Here is a 16,615-nt window from a genome sequence, read left to right on the forward strand (position 1 = left end):
ACGGCTCATGCGAGCAGTGGGATCAGTTCTCCGGTTCGACCAGTGCGTTCAGCCGGTTCCGCAGGGCTTTCGCGACCGGTGTGGGCAAAGGGGTGCCGCTCATGGCCTGTTGCAGCCACAGCCCGTCGACGGCCAGCCGAGCCAGGAGCAGGTCGATGTCGTGGGGTTCGGCCGAGGTGGGCAGCGGGGCCCAGCGGCGGATGAGCTCGTTCCACACCGTGGCGAGGTCGGGAACGGAGGCCGACTCGAGCATGAACGCCAGGTCCGCCTTGCCCGACTGGCTGTCCGCGCCCACCCGCACATAGGCCGCCACGACCTCTCGCACCGACGCCTCCGCCGGCGGTTTGCCCAGCTCGGTGGCGAGCCACGTCTCCCAGGCGTCGGTCAGTTGCTTCTGGATCGCCAGCAGTAGCTCGTGCCGCGTCCGGAAGTGGTACATCAGCCCGCCCTTGGTGACGCCCGCCTCCTCGGCCGCCGACTCCAGCGTCAGGCCGGTGATGCCGTCGCGTTCCGCCACGCGGATCGCGGCGTTCAGGATCTGGTTCCGCTGGCTTGGTCGCACCCCGTAACTCTACCGTCCAGAAGGCACAGTTATGGGGACATGCCCGAGTCGCCGTGCGCGTGCTCTGAGCACCCATGTCTCTCATGGGACTGGGGGAATCGGGTTGGTGAACATGAACGTCCCTTCGCCATTCTGCGTGGCACACCCGGCGGGAAGGCAGCTCGCCTCGAATGAGGAAACTATACCATCCAGAAGGTATAGTAACTCATCGCTGGGGTCCGTGCCGGGGCGCGAGCTCCGGAAGTTCACGAGGGCCCGTCGGCGGCGACGCTCAGCGCGGCGTGTACGGCAATGCCGTCGGAGCCGACCGTGTTGACGGGCCTGGTCAGGGTTGTCCGCCGACCGCCCAGTCGAGCAGCCTCTGAGCGGTCTGGAAGCGGCGGGTGGAGCTGGTCTCCCCGAGAATGACGCCGGCCAGTTGCCGGCCTTCACGGTCCGCGGCGAAGGAGAGCGTGTACCCGGCGGCCCGGGTGTAGCCGGTCTTCAGACCGACGGCGCCCGGCTTGCCGAGAAGCCGATTCGTGTTCCGCCAGGAGTAGGCGCGGTGCTCCGCCGTCGCGGCCACCGAGCGATACCGGCTGGAGGCGACCTTCTTGAGCGCCTGGACGCCCAGCGCGGCCTGGGCCAGCCGCGCCTGGTCGCGTGCGGTGGAGTAGCCGCCTCCGTTGGTGGGCATCCCGTCGGCGTTGACGTAGCGCGTGTCCCGCATACCGAGCTCGCGAGCAGTGAGGTTCATCTTCGCGGTGAACGCGTCGACGCCCGGACCGTACACGCGGGCGAGCGTGTGGGCGGCGTCCGCGCCGGAAGGCAGCATCAGGGCGTACAGCAGGTTCTCCACGGTCAGCCGGTCTCCGGCGCGCAGGCCGGCCACCGAGGCACCGCCCTTCGAGGCGTAGCGAACATCCCCAGAGGTGACCTTGACGACGTCACCCGGCTTGGCCTCCTTCAGCACGGTGTAGGCGGTCATCACCTTGGTGAGGCTGGCCACGGGCATCCGAAGATCGGCCTTCTTGCTGAAGTAGACCTTGCCGGTCTTGGTGTCGATCACGTGAGCCGCACGGCCGAGCACCGTGGGGGCGTGCGCCGCGACGTCTTGAACGTGGGAGCGGGACTCCGGCGAGTCGTCGGGCCCGACCGGAGGGATGGCCTGCGCGGCGGTGGCGCAGGCGGTCATGGCAACGGCGGTGGCGGCGAGGCCGAGCAGCGCGCGGTTCAGCCGGTTCTTGAGATCGGTGGGCATGAAGGACTTTGCTCCTTGCTTCCATGCCGCCTACCGGGTTAGCTGACGGGTTCGGGCTGGGAAGTGCCCTACGGTCGCGGCTGAGCGAGCGTCCGATTCACCCCGATGAAGATTGGGTCCCCGGCTCCGTGGAAACGGATTCGGCGGCCGGACGTCGTCCTGCGGGTTCCCCAGGAGACGCACGGTCCGGGCAATGAAACGGCAACGAACCCGTCTAGGGCCCGTCACGCAATGCCCGAGACCCTACCAAAAAGCACATATCGTGCAAACAGTACATTTCCGGCTGCTGTTGGAGGACTCACGACGGGCGGGACAGACCAAGCACGATCAGGTCGAACAGCTCCTGGAACGCCTCCGCGTTCGTCCGGCCGAGATGCTCGAGCACCTCGGGATCCTGCAGCCGGTCCAGGGCGGCGTAGATCACCTCCGCCACGAGGCGCGCGTCCGTTTCGCGGAACGCACCGCTGTCTATGCCCTCCTGGATGAGCGCGGCGGCGATGGACGTGGCGAACCGGTAGTGCTCCTCGAACAGCCGGCGGATTCCCGGCTGCCCGGCGACATCGACCGAGAACGCCCGAGCCGCGCGGGTCAGCGCCGTGCTCGCCGCGGACATGTAGGCGTGAACTCGCCCGAGCGGCTCGTCCATCGCCCTCGCCTGGGCCATCGCCTGCCGGCCGACGCGCTGCAGAAGCCGGTCGACGACGAGCGCGACGAGTTCGTCCTTGCTGGGCGCCAGCTCGTAGAGGGTACGCCGCGAGCAGTGCAGCCGGGCGGCGAGCTCCTGAATCGTCAGCCGGCGAAAGCCCTCCCGAAGGAAGATCTCCTCCAGCTCGGCGAGCACGTTCTCCTGCCGGCTGGTGAAGGAACGCCCGAGCGAGAGGGCGACGGGCGGTCGAGGATATCCGGTCATGCCTGCACTTTCAGGGTACTGTCTAGGGTACCAGGTACTCGAAGATAGTACCCTCTGTGTGTGGAGGCGGAATGCGCCGACCCAGCCGAACCCAAGTGAGCATCATGTCGTGCCTGCCGCTGGCCGCCGCGCTCGTCGCGGTCAGCGATCCCGTACGGGCGGACGCCGACCGATGCGCGGCCCTGACGAACGCGACCGTGACCGACACGACGATCACGCGAGCCAGGACGGTGACCGCGACGACATCGGTACCGGAGCACTGCCTGGTCGACGCCTATGTCACCACGCCAGGTGACGCGACGGTGCCCAGCAACCAGGTGAACTTCCGCTTGGGCCTGCCGACCGCGTGGAACTCGGACTTCTACTTCCAGGGTGTGGGCGGGCTCGCCGGGCACATCGTTCCGTTCGACGAGGGACTGAGACGCGGCTACGCCTCGGCCGCCACGGACACCGGACATCAAGGCGCGAGCCCGTTAGGCCACCCCGAACTCGACGGCAGGTGGGCGCTCGGCAACCGGCCCAAGCAGATCGACTACGCCTACCGGGGCGTCCACGTCAGCACGGTCGCGGCCAAGGCGATCACCGCGATCCACTACGGGCGCGACACGCGCAAAGCCATCTTCAACGGGTGCTCCAACGGGGGACGGCAAGGCCTCATGGAGGTCCAGCGCTACCCCGCGGACTATGACGGGGTGATCGCCGAAGGCCCGGCGTTCGCCGCGGGCGACACGTTCCTGCGCTGGATCTCGCAGGCACAGGCACAACTGGCCACATCCGGGTCCTGGCTGTCGCCCGAGACGCTGCCGATCCTCTCGGCGGAATCGCTGAAGCGGGGCGATGCCCGGGACGGGCTGACCGACGGCCTGGTCGCCGATCCGCGCAAGGCGGCCGTCAACCCCGGCCGGCTCGTCGGCCCCGGCAAGCTGACCCGGGCCCAGGCCGCCGCCGCACGGACCATCTATCGCGGACCCGGGCCGCTCCGGGGACATCCCGCCGGACACGAGGAGATGTGGCGTTCCTACATCACCGGCTCGGCGGCCCCTCAGATGGGACCCGACGGCAAGCTCGTCTTCCCTTTCAGCCTGGCCGCACCGTTGTCGTACACGTTCACCAACGAGTTCCTGCGGTACTTCCTGTTCAGCGATCCGAGCTATGACCTCACCAGGTTCGACCTCGCCAAAGATCGGCGGGCCGTCGAGCGGATACGCGCGCTGCTCGACGCGACCGACCCCGACCTCACGGCCTACGAGGCCCGGGGCGGCAAGCTGCTCATGGTGCACGGCTGGTCCGACCCCGCCCTGAGCGGTGCGGCCCCGGTCGCCTACCACAAGGAGGTCGTCGCCGAGATGGGTGCGGCGCGTACCGCCGGCTTCTTCCGCCTGTTCATGGCGCCGGGGATGGGGCATTGCGCGGGCGGGCCAGGACCGAACACGTTCGACGCGCTCACGGCGATGGAACAGTGGATCAACCGGGGCACGGCGCCCACCTCCATCATCGCGACCAACCCGACGAGCGGCCGCAGCCGGCCCCTGTGCCCGCACCCTGCCGTCGCGCGCTACAAGGGCTCGGGCAGCATCGAGGACGCCGCGAACTTCACCTGCGGATCCCCGCCACGGGCCTCCGTGTAGTCGAGCGGCATCGCCTGCGGCTCGCAGGTGCGCACTCCAGCGCGAGGGCACAACCCACCACCTTCCCTTCAAGGTCATTTACACGGACGGTGTCGACGTGAGAGCGTTCAGTGATGAAAGGGCTGGTGTTCAGCCCATCATGTGCCCGCCTTCCGAAAGGTCGTCTGTCGTGCGTCTGCGCCAGAGCGCTGTTGCCCTCGCCGGAGTACTCGCCCTCTCAACCATCACCGCCGGTCCTGCCGGCGCCGCCACCGGACAGTTCCAGTACACCTTCGTCGGCTTGGACGGGACACCGCAGAGGGCGGTGCTCGACGATCCGCGGGGCGGCGAGTGCATCACCCTGCCCGAGGTCGCCGATCCCGGCGCGAGCGAGCCCGCGCATTCGCCACGCAACCGGACCGACGCCGCCGCCACGGTATTCACCGAGCCCGGTTGCGAGGGTGACTACTTCACCCTGCGGCCGTACACGGGCAGGGGCTCGGAGAGGTTGAAGCTGCGTTCAGTGGTGTTCTCCCGCTGAGTGCAACCACAGGTTCCGTCAGAGACCGTGAACCGAGGCGATGGTGAAGGGGCGTTGTGGCACGCCAGGTCCGAGTGGGCCGCCCTTGTCGAACTGGGATCGGACCACGTGGAGGCTGCCGCGCAGCCGTACCAGAGTCGTGGGAAGTTGAAGGGCGGCATCGGCCACCCGGCGCTCCATCCGCGCCTGCGTGCCGTCCTCCCGCAGCCGCCATCTGCTGATGGCGTTGCTGACGTTGTGCACGACCCAGAGCGTGCCCGACCGCAACTCCAGGCCGTCGGCGTGCGTCATGTCGGCGCCTTTCAACGAGACCCTGCGGATGGCACCCGTTTCAGGGTCGAGCCGGTAGAGGTCGCCACCGGTCATGTCGGCGGTCAGCAGGTATCGGCCTGCGGGGTCCGCGGCGATGCCGTTGAGCGTGTAGGCGTTCGGCGCGTGCGGGTCGAGGACCCCGCTCAGGTCGAAGTGCGGCCGCAGAGCCGATGGCCGCTCCCCCGCGTCGTCCACCTGCTCGCGGGTGACGCGGTAGACGACGGCACGCACGCTGTCGGTGAGATAGGCCGTGCCGTCCCGGGTTATCGCCAGATCGTTGACGAACCTGCCGCCCGTGCCGGACACCTCGAAGCGGGCCAGTAGCGCGCGGCTCCGCGTGTCGTAGACCATCACCCCGGAGGTCGAGTCGATGACCCACAGCCGGCCGAACCGGTCGACCTCCAGGCCGTTGGCGGTACGGCGGCCGTCGGCGCCGGCGGGTATGAACGTTCGCGCCACCCGTCGCCCGGGCGTCATCTGGAAGATCGTCCCGTCCGCGAAGGACCCGGCGTAGAGGTGTCCCGTGCGGGGGTCGGCGGTGATGCCCTCCGGATAGACGGACCGGCCGGGCAACTCGTAGGCCGCGGCGATGCGTACCTTCGGCGCGAGGGCTTCCGCGGGCGCCGCGGAACCCAGGAAGGCGACCGCCACCGCGGCGAACACGATGCTGGTGGCTCTCACAGGCCATCTCCTTACTAGAGATCTACCTTAAATTAGAGCTCTAATCATAATTAGAGCTCTAATGAGAGTCAATGTTCTCATCATGCCGCCCCTAGCATGGGGCCCATGACCTCCATGCCCGTCTCCGATCGCCTGGGCTCCTACCTGAAGCGGGCCGAGCAGGAGCTCAACGGAGCCAAGCACGCCGCGCTGAAACCCGTTGGGCTGACCGTGCCGCAGTACGCCGCTCTGTTGTTCCTGTCCGAGAGTCCCGGCATGTCGGCCGCGGCCCTGGCGAGAGCGTGTGCCGTAACGCCTCCCACGATGAACACCGTGCTGAAGAACCTTCAGGACAACGGCCTCATCCTGCGTACGCCACACCCGTGGCACAAGAACATCCTCGAGACCCGGCTCACCGACAAGGGGCAAGACGTGCTGGCCCAGGCTGACGCACGGGCCATCCGCGTCGAGCGCGGCCTGGCGGATCAGTTCACGGAGGCGGAAAGGGAAACGCTGACGGCCCTCCTGGAGCGGTGTATCGGCTTCCTGCAGTCCGCACGCACGATGTAGTGGCCCGGTCGGCTGCCCGCTTGGCCCGTGGGTTGGTGACCCGCGCACCGCACGGGCTGGGGTGTCATGAGGTCCGCGTGAGCTCTTTCACCACGGTTTCGGCGATGGCGCGGCTGTAGCGGATGACGCCGGGCGAGCGTCCCAGACAGGCTCCGGTGGCGGTGGTTTCCAGGCAGAGGGAGATCGGGTCGTAGTCCGGGTGGAACTTGGCCAGCCCGCCCATGAGCTTGGGGTTGGTGCACAGGTCGTGGCGGCGTTCCTCGTCGTTGCAGATCATCCAGGCCAGCCACTCATAGCGGCCGTTCGGTTTCTGCTCGAAGGGGTGTACGGCCCAGCTCACCTGCCGGCCGGCGTCCGCGGTCACGCCGCCGGTGCGGTCGGCCACCTGCTGGTAGATCTGCTCGTTCAGCCTCTGCGCGCGCCCGGGGTCGTCCCTGTCCGGTCCCTGAAGGACCCAGACGACCTTTGGGGGTACGGCGGAGCCTGCGATGACCTCGGCCACCCGGGTGGCGCAGTCCTTCGAGCTCGTCCAGAACTGCAGGACGACCAGCCGGGGGCGAGCCTGCTTCAGCAGCCGGGGCAGGTCCTTCAGGATGTCGCAGGGCTGGGCGTTCTTTGTGGTCACGGTGGTCACCGCGCCCTTGCCTGTGGCGTGGATGAAGTAGGTGAGCGCGGCCGCGGTCTCGGTGGCGATCGAGTCGCCGACGTACAGGACGGCGGCAGCGCCGGAGGCCGGGTCAGGAGGGTTGCGTAATTGGGCGTCGGTGGGCGGGTCCAGGACCGACACCGGGTTGGGGGCAGGAGTGGCGGCCCGGGTGAGGGTGGGCGACGGAACGTTCGGGTCGATGTCCCCGCCGGCTCGCAGGATCAGCCAACCGACCACCAGGGCCAGGAACATGGCCGTGACCAGCGCTCTACGCTCGATGACGCGTCGGGCCGCGGTGTGATCCGGATCGGGTGCCTCGACGCTCGCGGCGGCGATGGCGCGCCGTACCGCGAGCCAGTCGGCCAGCGTGTCGCCGGCGCCGCAGGCCCGGACGAACGCGGCCAGCAGATGCTCGGCGGGCAGGCGGCCCTGATCAAGCGCGGAGGCGATGCTGGTGCGCGGCAGGGAGTCTCCGGCGGCGGCCGCGCGCTTCTCCAGTTGCCGGTAGCTCAGCCCTGACCAGGCCTTCAGGCGCAACATCGCCAACGCGAACTCGGCCGGCGTGGCCGCATCGTCCGGGCCGGGTGGAGTGTGCGTCCCCACAGTCACGGGAGCATTGTGCCAAGTGCCGCGCGGCCCCGACAGCATGGTCCGCGCTCTCGCGTGAGCTCCGTCTGGCCGATGGCGGCGGCTTCCCGGCCCACGCCGTGAAGCCATGGCAGGCCGTTCAGAGCACAGGGGTGTCCTGGACTGTCCCGACCACCGCGACCACTCGTTTTGCCCTCTGCGGCGGTGCTTGGCTGGCCATCACGCACCCCCTCAACGTGTGGGGACATCACTCTCGGAGGAGCAATGCGCACATCAATGCTCATCGTTGCCGGCGCCATAGCCGCGCCCCTGCTGGCCACGGGTCCCGGCATCGCACACGCCGCATCTGTCGCCCCGGCCACGTCCAACGCGGCCATCCTCTTCCCGCTGCACCGGACCGCCAACGTCCCGCGGTGTATTGCCGCATGGTCAAGCCACAGCGCCTTGTCGAGATCGATCCACGTCAAGAACAACTGCGGCCGCGCGTACAAGATCAAGATCGACTGGAGGGGTGTTTCCGACAGCGGCTGCTGGCACCTGTCCCGGGGAGAACAAGAAAAGAGTTCCAAGTCCAAGTTCCTCGCCACGTCTGCGTTGGTCAAGCGCTGTTGATCAGCTTCCCCACCTCGTCGCCGCCTCCAGTGGCTGGCTATGGTGCGTATCCACCTGGCCAGCCACGGCGACGGCCCAGCCGTGCGGACGCCGGCCGCGCTCGCAGTCTCGGCGCCGAGCCCGACTCACTGGCGGCGGCGACCCGCGCTGGTCCGCCGAGCAGATGGATCGCCGCCACGGTCCCCTCCGTGTGCTCGTCCACCCGGCGGTCGTGGGCCGCTCCGGCGCCGAGCTTCGACCTGCCGTCGTCCATGAAGGCCGTCGAGGCCCTTCGAAACGGGCGTCTCCATGTCAGAGGAGGAATGGATCCACCCGCCACGCGTAGTGCTCGGGCAGGTGGAAGTCGGCCAAGGGGATCACTTGGCTGGTAGGGGATGTGCTGCGCGACGTGACCTGTCCCAGCCGCTTCTGGCACAGCGCGGTCGGGGGCTGCTGGAAGGCGAGGGTGGTGTAGCCCTGTTTGCTCAGCTCGAAGCAGAGCGCCTTGATCACTCGGTCGGACAGTTGCGAATGGTGGCGGGGTTCGACCAGGTGGATGTAGCGGAGCTCGCAGGTGTCGGGGGTGGGATGGCCGAGAACGGCGCCGATGATGCCGAACAGTTCACGCCGGTGGTCCTGATCGAGGACCAGCAGGAGGCGCTGCTTGCCGGCGCCGGTGTCCTGGAAGATCTGCCGGCGTAGCTCTTCGACGCTGTGCGCGCCGGTCAGCTCGGTCACCAGCGGTTCGTCGTAGTCCTCGTAGTCGCGGACGCGATCAGCCCAGCGCAGGTGGAGGTCCAGGTACTCCTCGTGTACGCACGGCATCATCCACCAGTGCCTACGGGTGCAGCCGGGGTCCCAGTGGTAGGCGTAGTGGATGAGCGAGGCGGCGAGGTCGGGGTGGGCGCCGGCCCAGACATCGTCGAAGACGTAACAGGACCGGTAGCCGATGGAGTCCGTGTGCAGGGCCATCTGCGCGAGATGCTCGCCGACCTGGATGAGGGTCAGCTCGGGCCGGCGACCCTCGTTGAGGGTAAGGGCGCTCAGGTCTTCGAGCGCCGCCTGGTGGGCCTGGTCGTGCGGCTCGGGGAAGTCTCTGGCGTCGCCCGCGAAACGGTTGAGGCGTTCAAGGGCAGGTGCGATGCCGTTTTCGTCCGGGGCTACCAAGGCTCTGAGGTCGAGGAGGTGGCCGGGCCAGACGTCCCGATCGTCAACGGGCCGGCGCAGTGCCGCGCCGAACTCGGGCAGCCGCACACCGGGGAAGACGTAAGTCCGATCCCAGCCCATGGTGTCATGCCTGGCCTCCAGGGATGTGAACAGGACGTAGGTGGCGCCAACATCGCCGGCTGCCGGAGTGGCAAGCTCCACGCAGGGGAAGGGCGCGACGAACGGTACCGGGCCCGGAGCGGCGGCGTCAGGCAACGGCCAGGACGCGTGGAGGGGGTAGGCCCACCGGTCCGGCCGCTCATCGACGTGGGTGTCGTCGACGAAGTAGAACGCCTCCTCCAGAATCATGCCCATGCTGCTGATGCGGATGCTGTGGGCGTCGATGTGCAGTTCGCTGTCGGCCCACAGCTGCATCCGAATCCGGCGGCGTAGTTCGACGATGTCCTCGGGAGGGGCGTCGCCGCATTCCCTCAGCCATTCCAACTTGTGGGGTGCGTCGTTCAGGTCCGCATGTGCGAGGTCGAGGCCATTCGGCTCCCACAAGCGACGAAACCACTCAAAGACCGTGATGCCGGGCACATGCTGGACTCTCTTACACAGCGGCCCGGCTTCCCAGTCGCGATGAACGAAGTACATCAGGCTCCATCGGGTCGTCGACGGCGGACATGCGGACCAGTTCGGCTGGTCGGCGGGCGCCTCGCCGAGCAGCGGCCGTCCAGGGCCGGCGGGTCTTCGCCCACCTCGATCGCCTCCTAGATTGCCAGCCACACTCGAACCGAGCTGATCGTTGATCCTCTCAGCCCCCAAGGGGCCAGAAGTCGAAGGTGAACGCCTCGAGTTCCTCGCGGTGACGGGCGCGCCCGGCTTCCACGAGTTCAAGGGCTCACCTCCTCTCCGTCCAGGATTCGTAGGCGTTGTCGCCAGGGAGTACCCAGACCGCCGCATCGGGCCGCTCGATCTCCTTCAGCAGTTTTACCGCGCCCGTCTTCGGCCAGACCTGGTGGACCGTCACTCCCGTCGCGGTCTTCGATCGCACGACCAGCCGCCCCGCTCGGTCGAAGTCGATGTCGTCGACGTACTGCCCGCGCGGCAGTTTCACACTCACCACGGCACCCGCGCGGCCCGTGCCCAGGTTCAGCATGCGTACCTTGCGGTACTTGCTCCCCTTGCCGACCAGGACGGCAGAGGTGGTGTAATCCCCCGCCAGCGCGCTCGGCGCCAGCCGCGTCTTCAGCCGCAGGCGGGACCGCAGCGCCCGGTCGAACACGACCACGCGCTCCCCGCCCAGCAGCATCCGCTTGCTGTCCGGGCTGAACCCGGCCAGGCCCCACACGTCGGTCTTCCCCGGCAGCCACATGACCTTGCGCTTGCGCAGGTCCGCGAAGACGCCCAGGCCTGGTCCCGAGGTTCCGGTGACCACATAGCTGCCGTCATAGGACACGAACGGCCACTCCTCACCGATGGCGTACGCCATGATGTCCTTGGCGACCACCCGCTCCTTGCCGCGCACGGTCCGCTCCACGAACAGGCCGTCCTTCTTCCGGTAGTAGAAGATGTGCCGCCCGTCCCCGCTGATCAGGAACGGCGCGCGGGACCCCTCGTTGACCGCGTCCTTGGGCGCTACGGCGAGCGCCTCCGGCACCTCCACCACGTTCCCACTGGTCAGCACCACTTCCCAGGTCTGCGTCCACTGCGCGTAGGCGATGGTGGCCGGTGTTTCAGCGGCAGCGGGCTGGGCGGTCGCCGTTAATCCGGTGAGGGTAAGCGCCGCGAGGGACGTACGAAATCGCATGGTTCATGAGATGCCGGCAGCGCGGGAGAAGTTGCGTACGCGGACCAGATCCTGAAGAAGCGCCAACTACGAAGGGTGCCCGTCCAGAGATGGCCGAGGGCTCCGCGCGCGACGGTCAGGCCAGCCCGGCCTCGCGGCGACGGGCTGGCCATCCGGTCGGCTTACGGGGCGCCCTGCTCGGCCGACTGGTCCATGACGAGGATGGTCGCGCCGCCCGGGTCCTTGTAGGTGGCCTGGAAGCCGCCGGGGATCTCCGCGGGCGGCTCGACGACCGCCAGCGTCTCCGAGCGGGCGGCGTGGAAGGCCTGGACGCTGTCGACGACGAACACCGGCGAGACCGGGGCGTTCGGGTCGTGGGTGTCGAGCATGATCTGCGTTCCGCCGTCCGGCAGCGCCAGGGCGACGGTCGAGTCGCCCTCGCGCCACTGCTCGGTGAAACCGAGGCTGTCGCGGTACAGGGCGAGCGAGGCCTTCAGATCAGAGGTCGGGACGAACAGGAACTCGAGCTTCATCGTGAATCCTTCTGATCGTAACTGGATTTGTTCTCAGCATAACGACATTATGGCGGTGTGCGCGAATGGATCCCGGTATCAACCTCCCCCAAGGGCCGACTCGTCCTCGCTGCGGTCAAGGAGTTCGGAGCGCGGCCTTTCGACGAGGTCACGGTCCAGGATCTGGCGGCCGCGGCGAAGGTGACGACAGGCACCATCTACCACCACTTCGGCAACAAGCTCGGGCTTTACACATTCGTGCGGCAGGACGTCGAACGGCGCCTGCTGGATCGGATGGAAGGCGCCATGGCGGCCACGGGAGCGACCTCGGATCACTCAGCGGCGGTGACGTCCGCGATGCTGATCGGGCTGGACTTCGCCGTCGGTGCGAACTTTCTCCGCATCCTGGCGGCCCCTCCCCCAGAAGCAGGCGACGACCGGCTCGCCGAACTGCTCAGCCACGGCACCGCCCCGCCGGCGCCCCTTCTCGGCCGTGTACTCGCGGCAGCCTGGCGCGCCGCCCTGACGGCGATCGCCGAAGGCGCGCAACCGGAGCAAGCCCGCGCCGCCCTCGCCACCATCAGGGTGCACAGACCCGGCAGCGCATGAGGCCCGGCACAGCATCGACCTGGACGCCGCCGAGCGCGAGGCCGACGAGATGAACGCCTACCTATCGCCTGTCGTCATAGACGTCCCTATCATCTCGCCATGGTGTCGAATGCGGTGCCCCGGCTCAGCCGGCGGGCGGTGCTCGTGGCCGCGGGCGGGCTGCTGGCCGGATGCGCCGGGTGCGCCGGGTGCGCCGGGTGCGCCGCGGGTACGGAGGCCGACGAGGTACGGCTGCGCCTGGCGACGGGCCCGGCCGGGGCGGTGTACCGGCGGATCGGCGGCGCGCTGGCCGAGCACGTCTCGCAGCAGGTGCCGGGCGTGACCATGAGCACGGTGCCGAGCGGTGCGTCCACCGACAACATCCGGATGTTGCGCACCGGGGAGGTCCACCTCGGGTTGTCCAGCCTCGACGCGCTCATCACCACCGACGGCGGCGCGCCCCCGGGGCTGTCGGCGGTCTGCCGGCTCTACGACAGTCATCTGCATCTCGTGGTCATGGCCGGATCGCCGATCAGGGCGCTGCGCGACCTCGTGGGCAAGCGGGTCTCCCTGGGTGCGCGTGACTCGGGCACGGAGTTCACCTCGCGGCGGGTGCTGGAGCTGAGCCGGGTCGCGGCGGAGGCGCGGCTCCTGAGCCAGGCGGAGTCGGCGGCGGCCCTGCGGGACGGGGCGATCGACGCGATGTTCTCGCTGACCGGGGTCCCGACTCCGGCGATCACGGAGCTGGCGCTGCAGCACCGGGTGCGGCTGATCCCTCTCGACTCGCAGGTGGACGCGCTCTTCACCGCCTATCCCGGCCCATACAGCCCGGGGACGATCCCGGCGACCGCCTACGCGGGGGTCCCGGCGACGCCCGCTATCGCCGTGCCGAACGTGTTGCTCGTGCGCGACGACGTGGCCGCCGATCTGGTGTACGCCATCGCCGACACGATCTTCACGCACACCCGGGCGATCACCGGGGGCGGGGGCTCCGGTCCCGAGGCGGTGCCGGAGGCGTGGCACATCAACGTGCGTACCGGGATCTCCACCGGCCCGGTGCCCCTGCACCCGGGCGGGGCCGCGTGGTTCCGCGACCGTAAGCACTGACCGGTTGCCGTCTATCCGGCCTCGTCCGGTACGGCGGGCAGCGTGATCACCGTCGCGAAGCCGTACCCCCGGCCGTGGGTGGAACCGTCGGGACGCGGCAGCCCGTCCTCGATGCGCAGCCCGCCCCCGGCCGCGACGACCAGGTCGGCGCAGATCGCCAGGCCCAGCCCGGTTCCCGGGATGTTCTGGTGCCGGGGTGAGCGCCAGAAGCGCCGCAACGCCTGGGACCGTTCGGGCTCGTCCATGCCCTGGCCGTCGTCGCGGACGGCGATCGTGATCACCTCGTCGCGGGCGCGGGCGGAGACTTCCACGAGGCCCGCGTCCGACAGCCGCAGCGCGTTGCTGACCAGCTCGTCCAGGATGCTGCCCAGCCCGCCGGAGGGTTCCAGGACCCGCAGGCCCGGCGGCACGTCGACCGACAGCCGTTGCCCCGCCGTACCCGTCAGTGCCCGCCAGCGCTCCACCCGGGTGGCCAGGACCTCGTCGAGGTCGACGGGCGAAGCCGTACGGATGCTCTCCATGCGGGCGCTGGCCTGCAGCGAGTTGAGCAGGTCCTGTATCGCCTTGGCCTCGTCGACGGCCATGTCGTAGACCAGCCGCCCCTCCGCCCGGAGATACGGCTCGATGCTCTCCACCGCCAGGCGCAGGCTGGTCAGGGGGTTGCGCAGCTGGTGGGAGGCGTCGGAGACGAACGCCCGTTGCCGCCTGACCGCGTTCTCGACCGCGTCCATCATCGTGTTGAACGAGCCGGCGAGGCGCCGCAGCTCCATCGGGCCCGCCTCGGCGTCCGCCCGGATCGTGAGATCGCCCTGGGAGATGCGCGAGCTGGCCGCGTCCAGCTCGCGCACGGGCCGCAGCACCCACGCCGACACCGGCCAGGCGACGGCCACCAGGCCGATGAGCGGCAGCAGTCCGAGTCCGGCCAGCTGGGCCCAGCGGACGAGGATGCGGTGCCTGGTTTTCGACAGGTCCGAAATGGTGACGACCGCGCCGACGACCTCGCTGTCGCGGCCCACCGGCTCGGCGACGACCAGGGCGGCGTCGTCCCACGGCGCCCACTCGCCCGACGGCTCCGAGCGTGTGCCCGCCAGCGCCGCCGTCACGATCCCGGGCAGGGCCGGCTGGGCCCGCGCCGCCTCCAGGTAGGCGCCCGACGGCCCCAGCAGCACCGCGCCCGAGGTGTCGATCACGGCGGCCCGGATGCCGTAGAGCTCGTGGTAGGTGGCGAGTTCCTGCTGCAGCGCCTGCGTCCGGCCCGTCGACAGCGCGGCGTCGGCCAGCGAGGCGAAGCGGCCCGCGTCGTTGAGCCGGTCGACGTAGGTCTCCTGCATCTCCCGCTCGGCCACCGTGACGCTGAGCGGCGCCCCGAGCGCCACGACGAGCAGTACCGCGAGGGGTACCAGGACGACCAGCAGGCGGCGGTGCACGGCGGGTCAGGCCTGGACCCGGTAGCCGACCCCGTGGACCGTCCGGATGGGGACCGCCGGACCGAGTTTGTGGCGGACCGCGGCGATGTGGGTGTCCAGGGTACGGCTGGAGGCCTCCCAGGCCGCGCCCCAGACCTGGTCGAGGATGGTCTCGCGGCTGACCACGTTCGGCGCCCGGCGGGCCAGCAGCAGGAGTAACTCGAACTCCTTGCGGGTCAGCGCCATGGGCACGCCGTCGACGCTCACCTCCCTGGTGCCCAGGACGATCCGCAGCGGGCCCAGTACCAGCGGCTCGTCCGGGTGGCTCAGCGACCGGGCGACCCTGGTGCGCCGCAGGACGGCGTCGATCCTGGCCAGCAGCTCGGGGACCCCGAACGGCTTGACGATGTAGTCGTCCGCGCCTGCGCGCAGCCCGCGTACCCGCTCATGCTCCTCGGAGCGTGCCGTCACCGCGATGACCGCGGTCTCCGGACGGTCGCGCAGCTTGCGGATCACGTCGAGCCCGTCGCCGTCGGGCAGCCCCAGGTCGACGAGGACCACATCGGCCGGATCAGCCTGTACGGCTTCCGCCGCGGTGGCGATCCGGCTGACGTCGAACCCCGACTGAGTCAGTACGGTCACCAGCGCCCGAGCCACGCGGTCGTCATCCTCGATGATGGTGATCCGCATGAAGGCGGATTGTAGGCGTATGTCCGATGCTTGTGTCACCCCCGAATTTCTTGGGATTCTTTTGACACCATCCGCGCTCTCGCCATCCCAGACTTAGGCCGCGCACTACGACACCTGCGCCTGCCCTGCCGAGGAGGCCGCGATATGCCTACGACCAGCACAATACGGATGATCGCCGCGATCTGCGTCCTGTCCCTCACCGCCGCCTGTGGCGCAGGCGGGAGCGCGGGCGGCGGCGGAGGCTACCCGGAGCAGAACATCACCATCGTGGTCCCGTTCAGCGCGGGCGGCCCCACCGACACCGTCACCCGCATGATCGCCGAGCCGATGGCCGCCAAGCTCGGCGCCAAGATCGTCGTCCAGAACGTCGAGGGCGCGGGCGGCACCGTCGGCGCGGACGAGGTCGCCAACGCCAACCCCGACGGCTACACCGTGCTGATGCACCACATCGGCATGTCCACGGCCCCGGCCCTCTACGCCAACCTCGGCTTCAAGCCGCTGGAGAGCTTCGAGATGATCGGCCTGGTCACCGAGGTGCCCATGACGATCGTCGCGAGCAAGAACTTCGCGCCCAAGACGCTGCAGGAACTGGTGACCTACGTGAAGGCGAACGCCGCCAAGGTCACCCTGGCCAACGCCGGCGTCGGGGCCGCCTCCCACCTGTGTGGCCTGCTGTTCCAGACGGCCGCCGGGGTCAAGCTGCAGGAGGTCCCGTACAAGGGCACGGGGCCCGCGCTGACCGACCTGGTCGGGGGCCAGGTCGACTTCATGTGCGACCAGACGACCAACACCAGCGGCCAGATCAAGGCCGGCGAGGTCAAGGCCTACGCGGTCACCACGCCCGAGCGGGTCAAGAGCCTGCCCGACCTGCCCACCACCGCCGAGGCGGGCCTGCCCGGCCTCAAGGTGAGCGTCTGGCACGGCCTGTACGCGCCCAAGGGCACACCACAGGACGTCGTGCAGAAGCTGACGGAGGCGTTGAAGATCGCACTGGCCGACCAGAAGGTCATCGACCAGATGGCCAAGCTCGGCACAGAGCCGGTCAAGGCCGCGGACGCCACCCCGCAGGCGCACCGCGCCAAGCTGCAGGAGCAGCTCGGCATCTGGGCCAAGGTCATCGCCGACGCAGGGGTCAAGGCCTCCTGAG

17 protein-coding genes and 1 riboswitch are annotated in these 16,615 nt (G+C 69.2%); of the genes, 7 read left to right on the forward strand and 10 right to left on the reverse strand.

The annotated features are described in order from the left end of the window. Positions 1-22 precede the first annotated feature (22 nt). From ACFWY5_RS23995 to ACFWY5_RS24005, 3 genes are all read right to left on the reverse strand, one after another. A complete protein-coding gene (locus ACFWY5_RS23995) occupies positions 23-562 on the reverse strand; it encodes a TetR/AcrR family transcriptional regulator (protein ID WP_379634431.1) in 540 nt (179 codons plus the stop codon). Positions 563-887: 325 nt separating this feature from the next. After that, positions 888-1,802, reverse strand: coding sequence for a D-alanyl-D-alanine carboxypeptidase family protein (locus ACFWY5_RS24000; protein ID WP_379634433.1), 915 nt, complete (start codon positions 1,800-1,802; stop codon positions 888-890). A gap of 12 nt (positions 1,803-1,814) precedes the next feature. After that, positions 1,815-1,958: riboswitch (cyclic di-AMP (ydaO/yuaA leader) on the reverse strand. 142 nt (positions 1,959-2,100) lie between these two features. After that, complete coding sequence (locus ACFWY5_RS24005) at positions 2,101-2,712, reverse strand: TetR/AcrR family transcriptional regulator (RefSeq protein WP_379616283.1); 612 nt, start codon at positions 2,710-2,712, stop codon at positions 2,101-2,103. 104 nt (positions 2,713-2,816) lie between these two features. Between ACFWY5_RS24005 and ACFWY5_RS24010 the strand changes: the two genes are divergently transcribed. Then, positions 2,817-4,340 (forward strand): tannase/feruloyl esterase family alpha/beta hydrolase, encoded by a 1,524-nt coding sequence (locus ACFWY5_RS24010; RefSeq protein WP_379634636.1) that lies wholly within the window; start codon positions 2,817-2,819, stop codon positions 4,338-4,340. Between the two features lie 169 nt (positions 4,341-4,509). Further along, on the forward strand, positions 4,510-4,860 hold the full coding sequence (locus tag ACFWY5_RS24015; RefSeq protein ID WP_379616285.1) for a hypothetical protein: 351 nt from the start codon (positions 4,510-4,512) through the stop codon (positions 4,858-4,860). 18 nt (positions 4,861-4,878) lie between these two features. On the opposite strand, the gene ACFWY5_RS24020 is transcribed toward ACFWY5_RS24015, so the two are convergent. Next, positions 4,879-5,853 (reverse strand): SMP-30/gluconolactonase/LRE family protein, encoded by a 975-nt coding sequence (locus tag ACFWY5_RS24020; RefSeq protein WP_379634435.1) that lies wholly within the window; start codon positions 5,851-5,853, stop codon positions 4,879-4,881. Positions 5,854-5,958: 105 nt separating this feature from the next. Between ACFWY5_RS24020 and ACFWY5_RS24025 the strand changes: the two genes are divergently transcribed. After that, a complete protein-coding gene (locus ACFWY5_RS24025) occupies positions 5,959-6,402 on the forward strand; it encodes a MarR family winged helix-turn-helix transcriptional regulator (protein ID WP_379616289.1) in 444 nt (147 codons plus the stop codon). Positions 6,403-6,466: 64 nt separating this feature from the next. On the opposite strand, the gene ACFWY5_RS24030 is transcribed toward ACFWY5_RS24025, so the two are convergent. Continuing rightward, complete coding sequence (locus tag ACFWY5_RS24030; RefSeq protein WP_379634437.1) at positions 6,467-7,657, reverse strand: hypothetical protein; 1,191 nt, start codon at positions 7,655-7,657, stop codon at positions 6,467-6,469. 255 nt (positions 7,658-7,912) lie between these two features. On the opposite strand from ACFWY5_RS24030, the gene ACFWY5_RS24035 reads away from it, so the two are divergent. After that, positions 7,913-8,248, forward strand: a complete 336-nt coding sequence (locus ACFWY5_RS24035; RefSeq protein WP_379634439.1) for a hypothetical protein — start codon at positions 7,913-7,915, stop codon at positions 8,246-8,248. Positions 8,249-8,539: 291 nt separating this feature from the next. On the opposite strand, the gene ACFWY5_RS24040 is transcribed toward ACFWY5_RS24035, so the two are convergent. From ACFWY5_RS24040 to ACFWY5_RS24050, 3 genes are all read right to left on the reverse strand, one after another. Then, complete coding sequence (locus ACFWY5_RS24040; RefSeq protein ID WP_379634441.1) at positions 8,540-9,973, reverse strand: hypothetical protein; 1,434 nt, start codon at positions 9,971-9,973, stop codon at positions 8,540-8,542. 304 nt (positions 9,974-10,277) lie between these two features. Next, a complete protein-coding gene (locus tag ACFWY5_RS24045) occupies positions 10,278-11,186 on the reverse strand; it encodes a hypothetical protein (protein ID WP_379634443.1) in 909 nt (302 codons plus the stop codon). Between the two features lie 161 nt (positions 11,187-11,347). Then, the gene (locus ACFWY5_RS24050; protein WP_379616298.1) at positions 11,348-11,698 is read right to left on the reverse strand and encodes a VOC family protein; all 351 of its coding nucleotides are present in this window, start codon (positions 11,696-11,698) and stop codon (positions 11,348-11,350) included. Between the two features lie 57 nt (positions 11,699-11,755). Between ACFWY5_RS24050 and ACFWY5_RS24055 the strand changes: the two genes are divergently transcribed. Then, a complete protein-coding gene (locus ACFWY5_RS24055) occupies positions 11,756-12,286 on the forward strand; it encodes a TetR/AcrR family transcriptional regulator (RefSeq protein WP_379634445.1) in 531 nt (176 codons plus the stop codon). 99 nt (positions 12,287-12,385) lie between these two features. Further along, on the forward strand, positions 12,386-13,372 hold the full coding sequence (locus ACFWY5_RS24060; RefSeq protein WP_379634447.1) for a TAXI family TRAP transporter solute-binding subunit: 987 nt from the start codon (positions 12,386-12,388) through the stop codon (positions 13,370-13,372). Positions 13,373-13,383: 11 nt separating this feature from the next. Here ACFWY5_RS24060 and ACFWY5_RS24065 read toward each other — a convergent pair whose 3' ends face one another. Together ACFWY5_RS24065 and ACFWY5_RS24070 are read right to left on the reverse strand one after the other, a co-directional pair. Then, complete coding sequence (locus tag ACFWY5_RS24065) at positions 13,384-14,799, reverse strand: ATP-binding protein (RefSeq protein WP_379634449.1); 1,416 nt, start codon at positions 14,797-14,799, stop codon at positions 13,384-13,386. A 6-nt stretch (positions 14,800-14,805) separates the two neighbouring features. Beyond that, positions 14,806-15,468, reverse strand: coding sequence for a response regulator transcription factor (locus ACFWY5_RS24070; protein WP_379616306.1), 663 nt, complete (start codon positions 15,466-15,468; stop codon positions 14,806-14,808). A 168-nt stretch (positions 15,469-15,636) separates the two neighbouring features. On the opposite strand from ACFWY5_RS24070, the gene ACFWY5_RS24075 reads away from it, so the two are divergent. After that, positions 15,637-16,614, forward strand: coding sequence for a tripartite tricarboxylate transporter substrate-binding protein (locus tag ACFWY5_RS24075; RefSeq protein ID WP_379634451.1), 978 nt, complete (start codon positions 15,637-15,639; stop codon positions 16,612-16,614). The last annotated feature ends 1 nt before the right edge of the window (position 16,615 follow it).

The organism is Nonomuraea sp. NPDC059007 (assembly GCF_042740555.1).
GTDB lineage: Bacteria > Actinomycetota > Actinomycetes > Streptosporangiales > Streptosporangiaceae > Nonomuraea.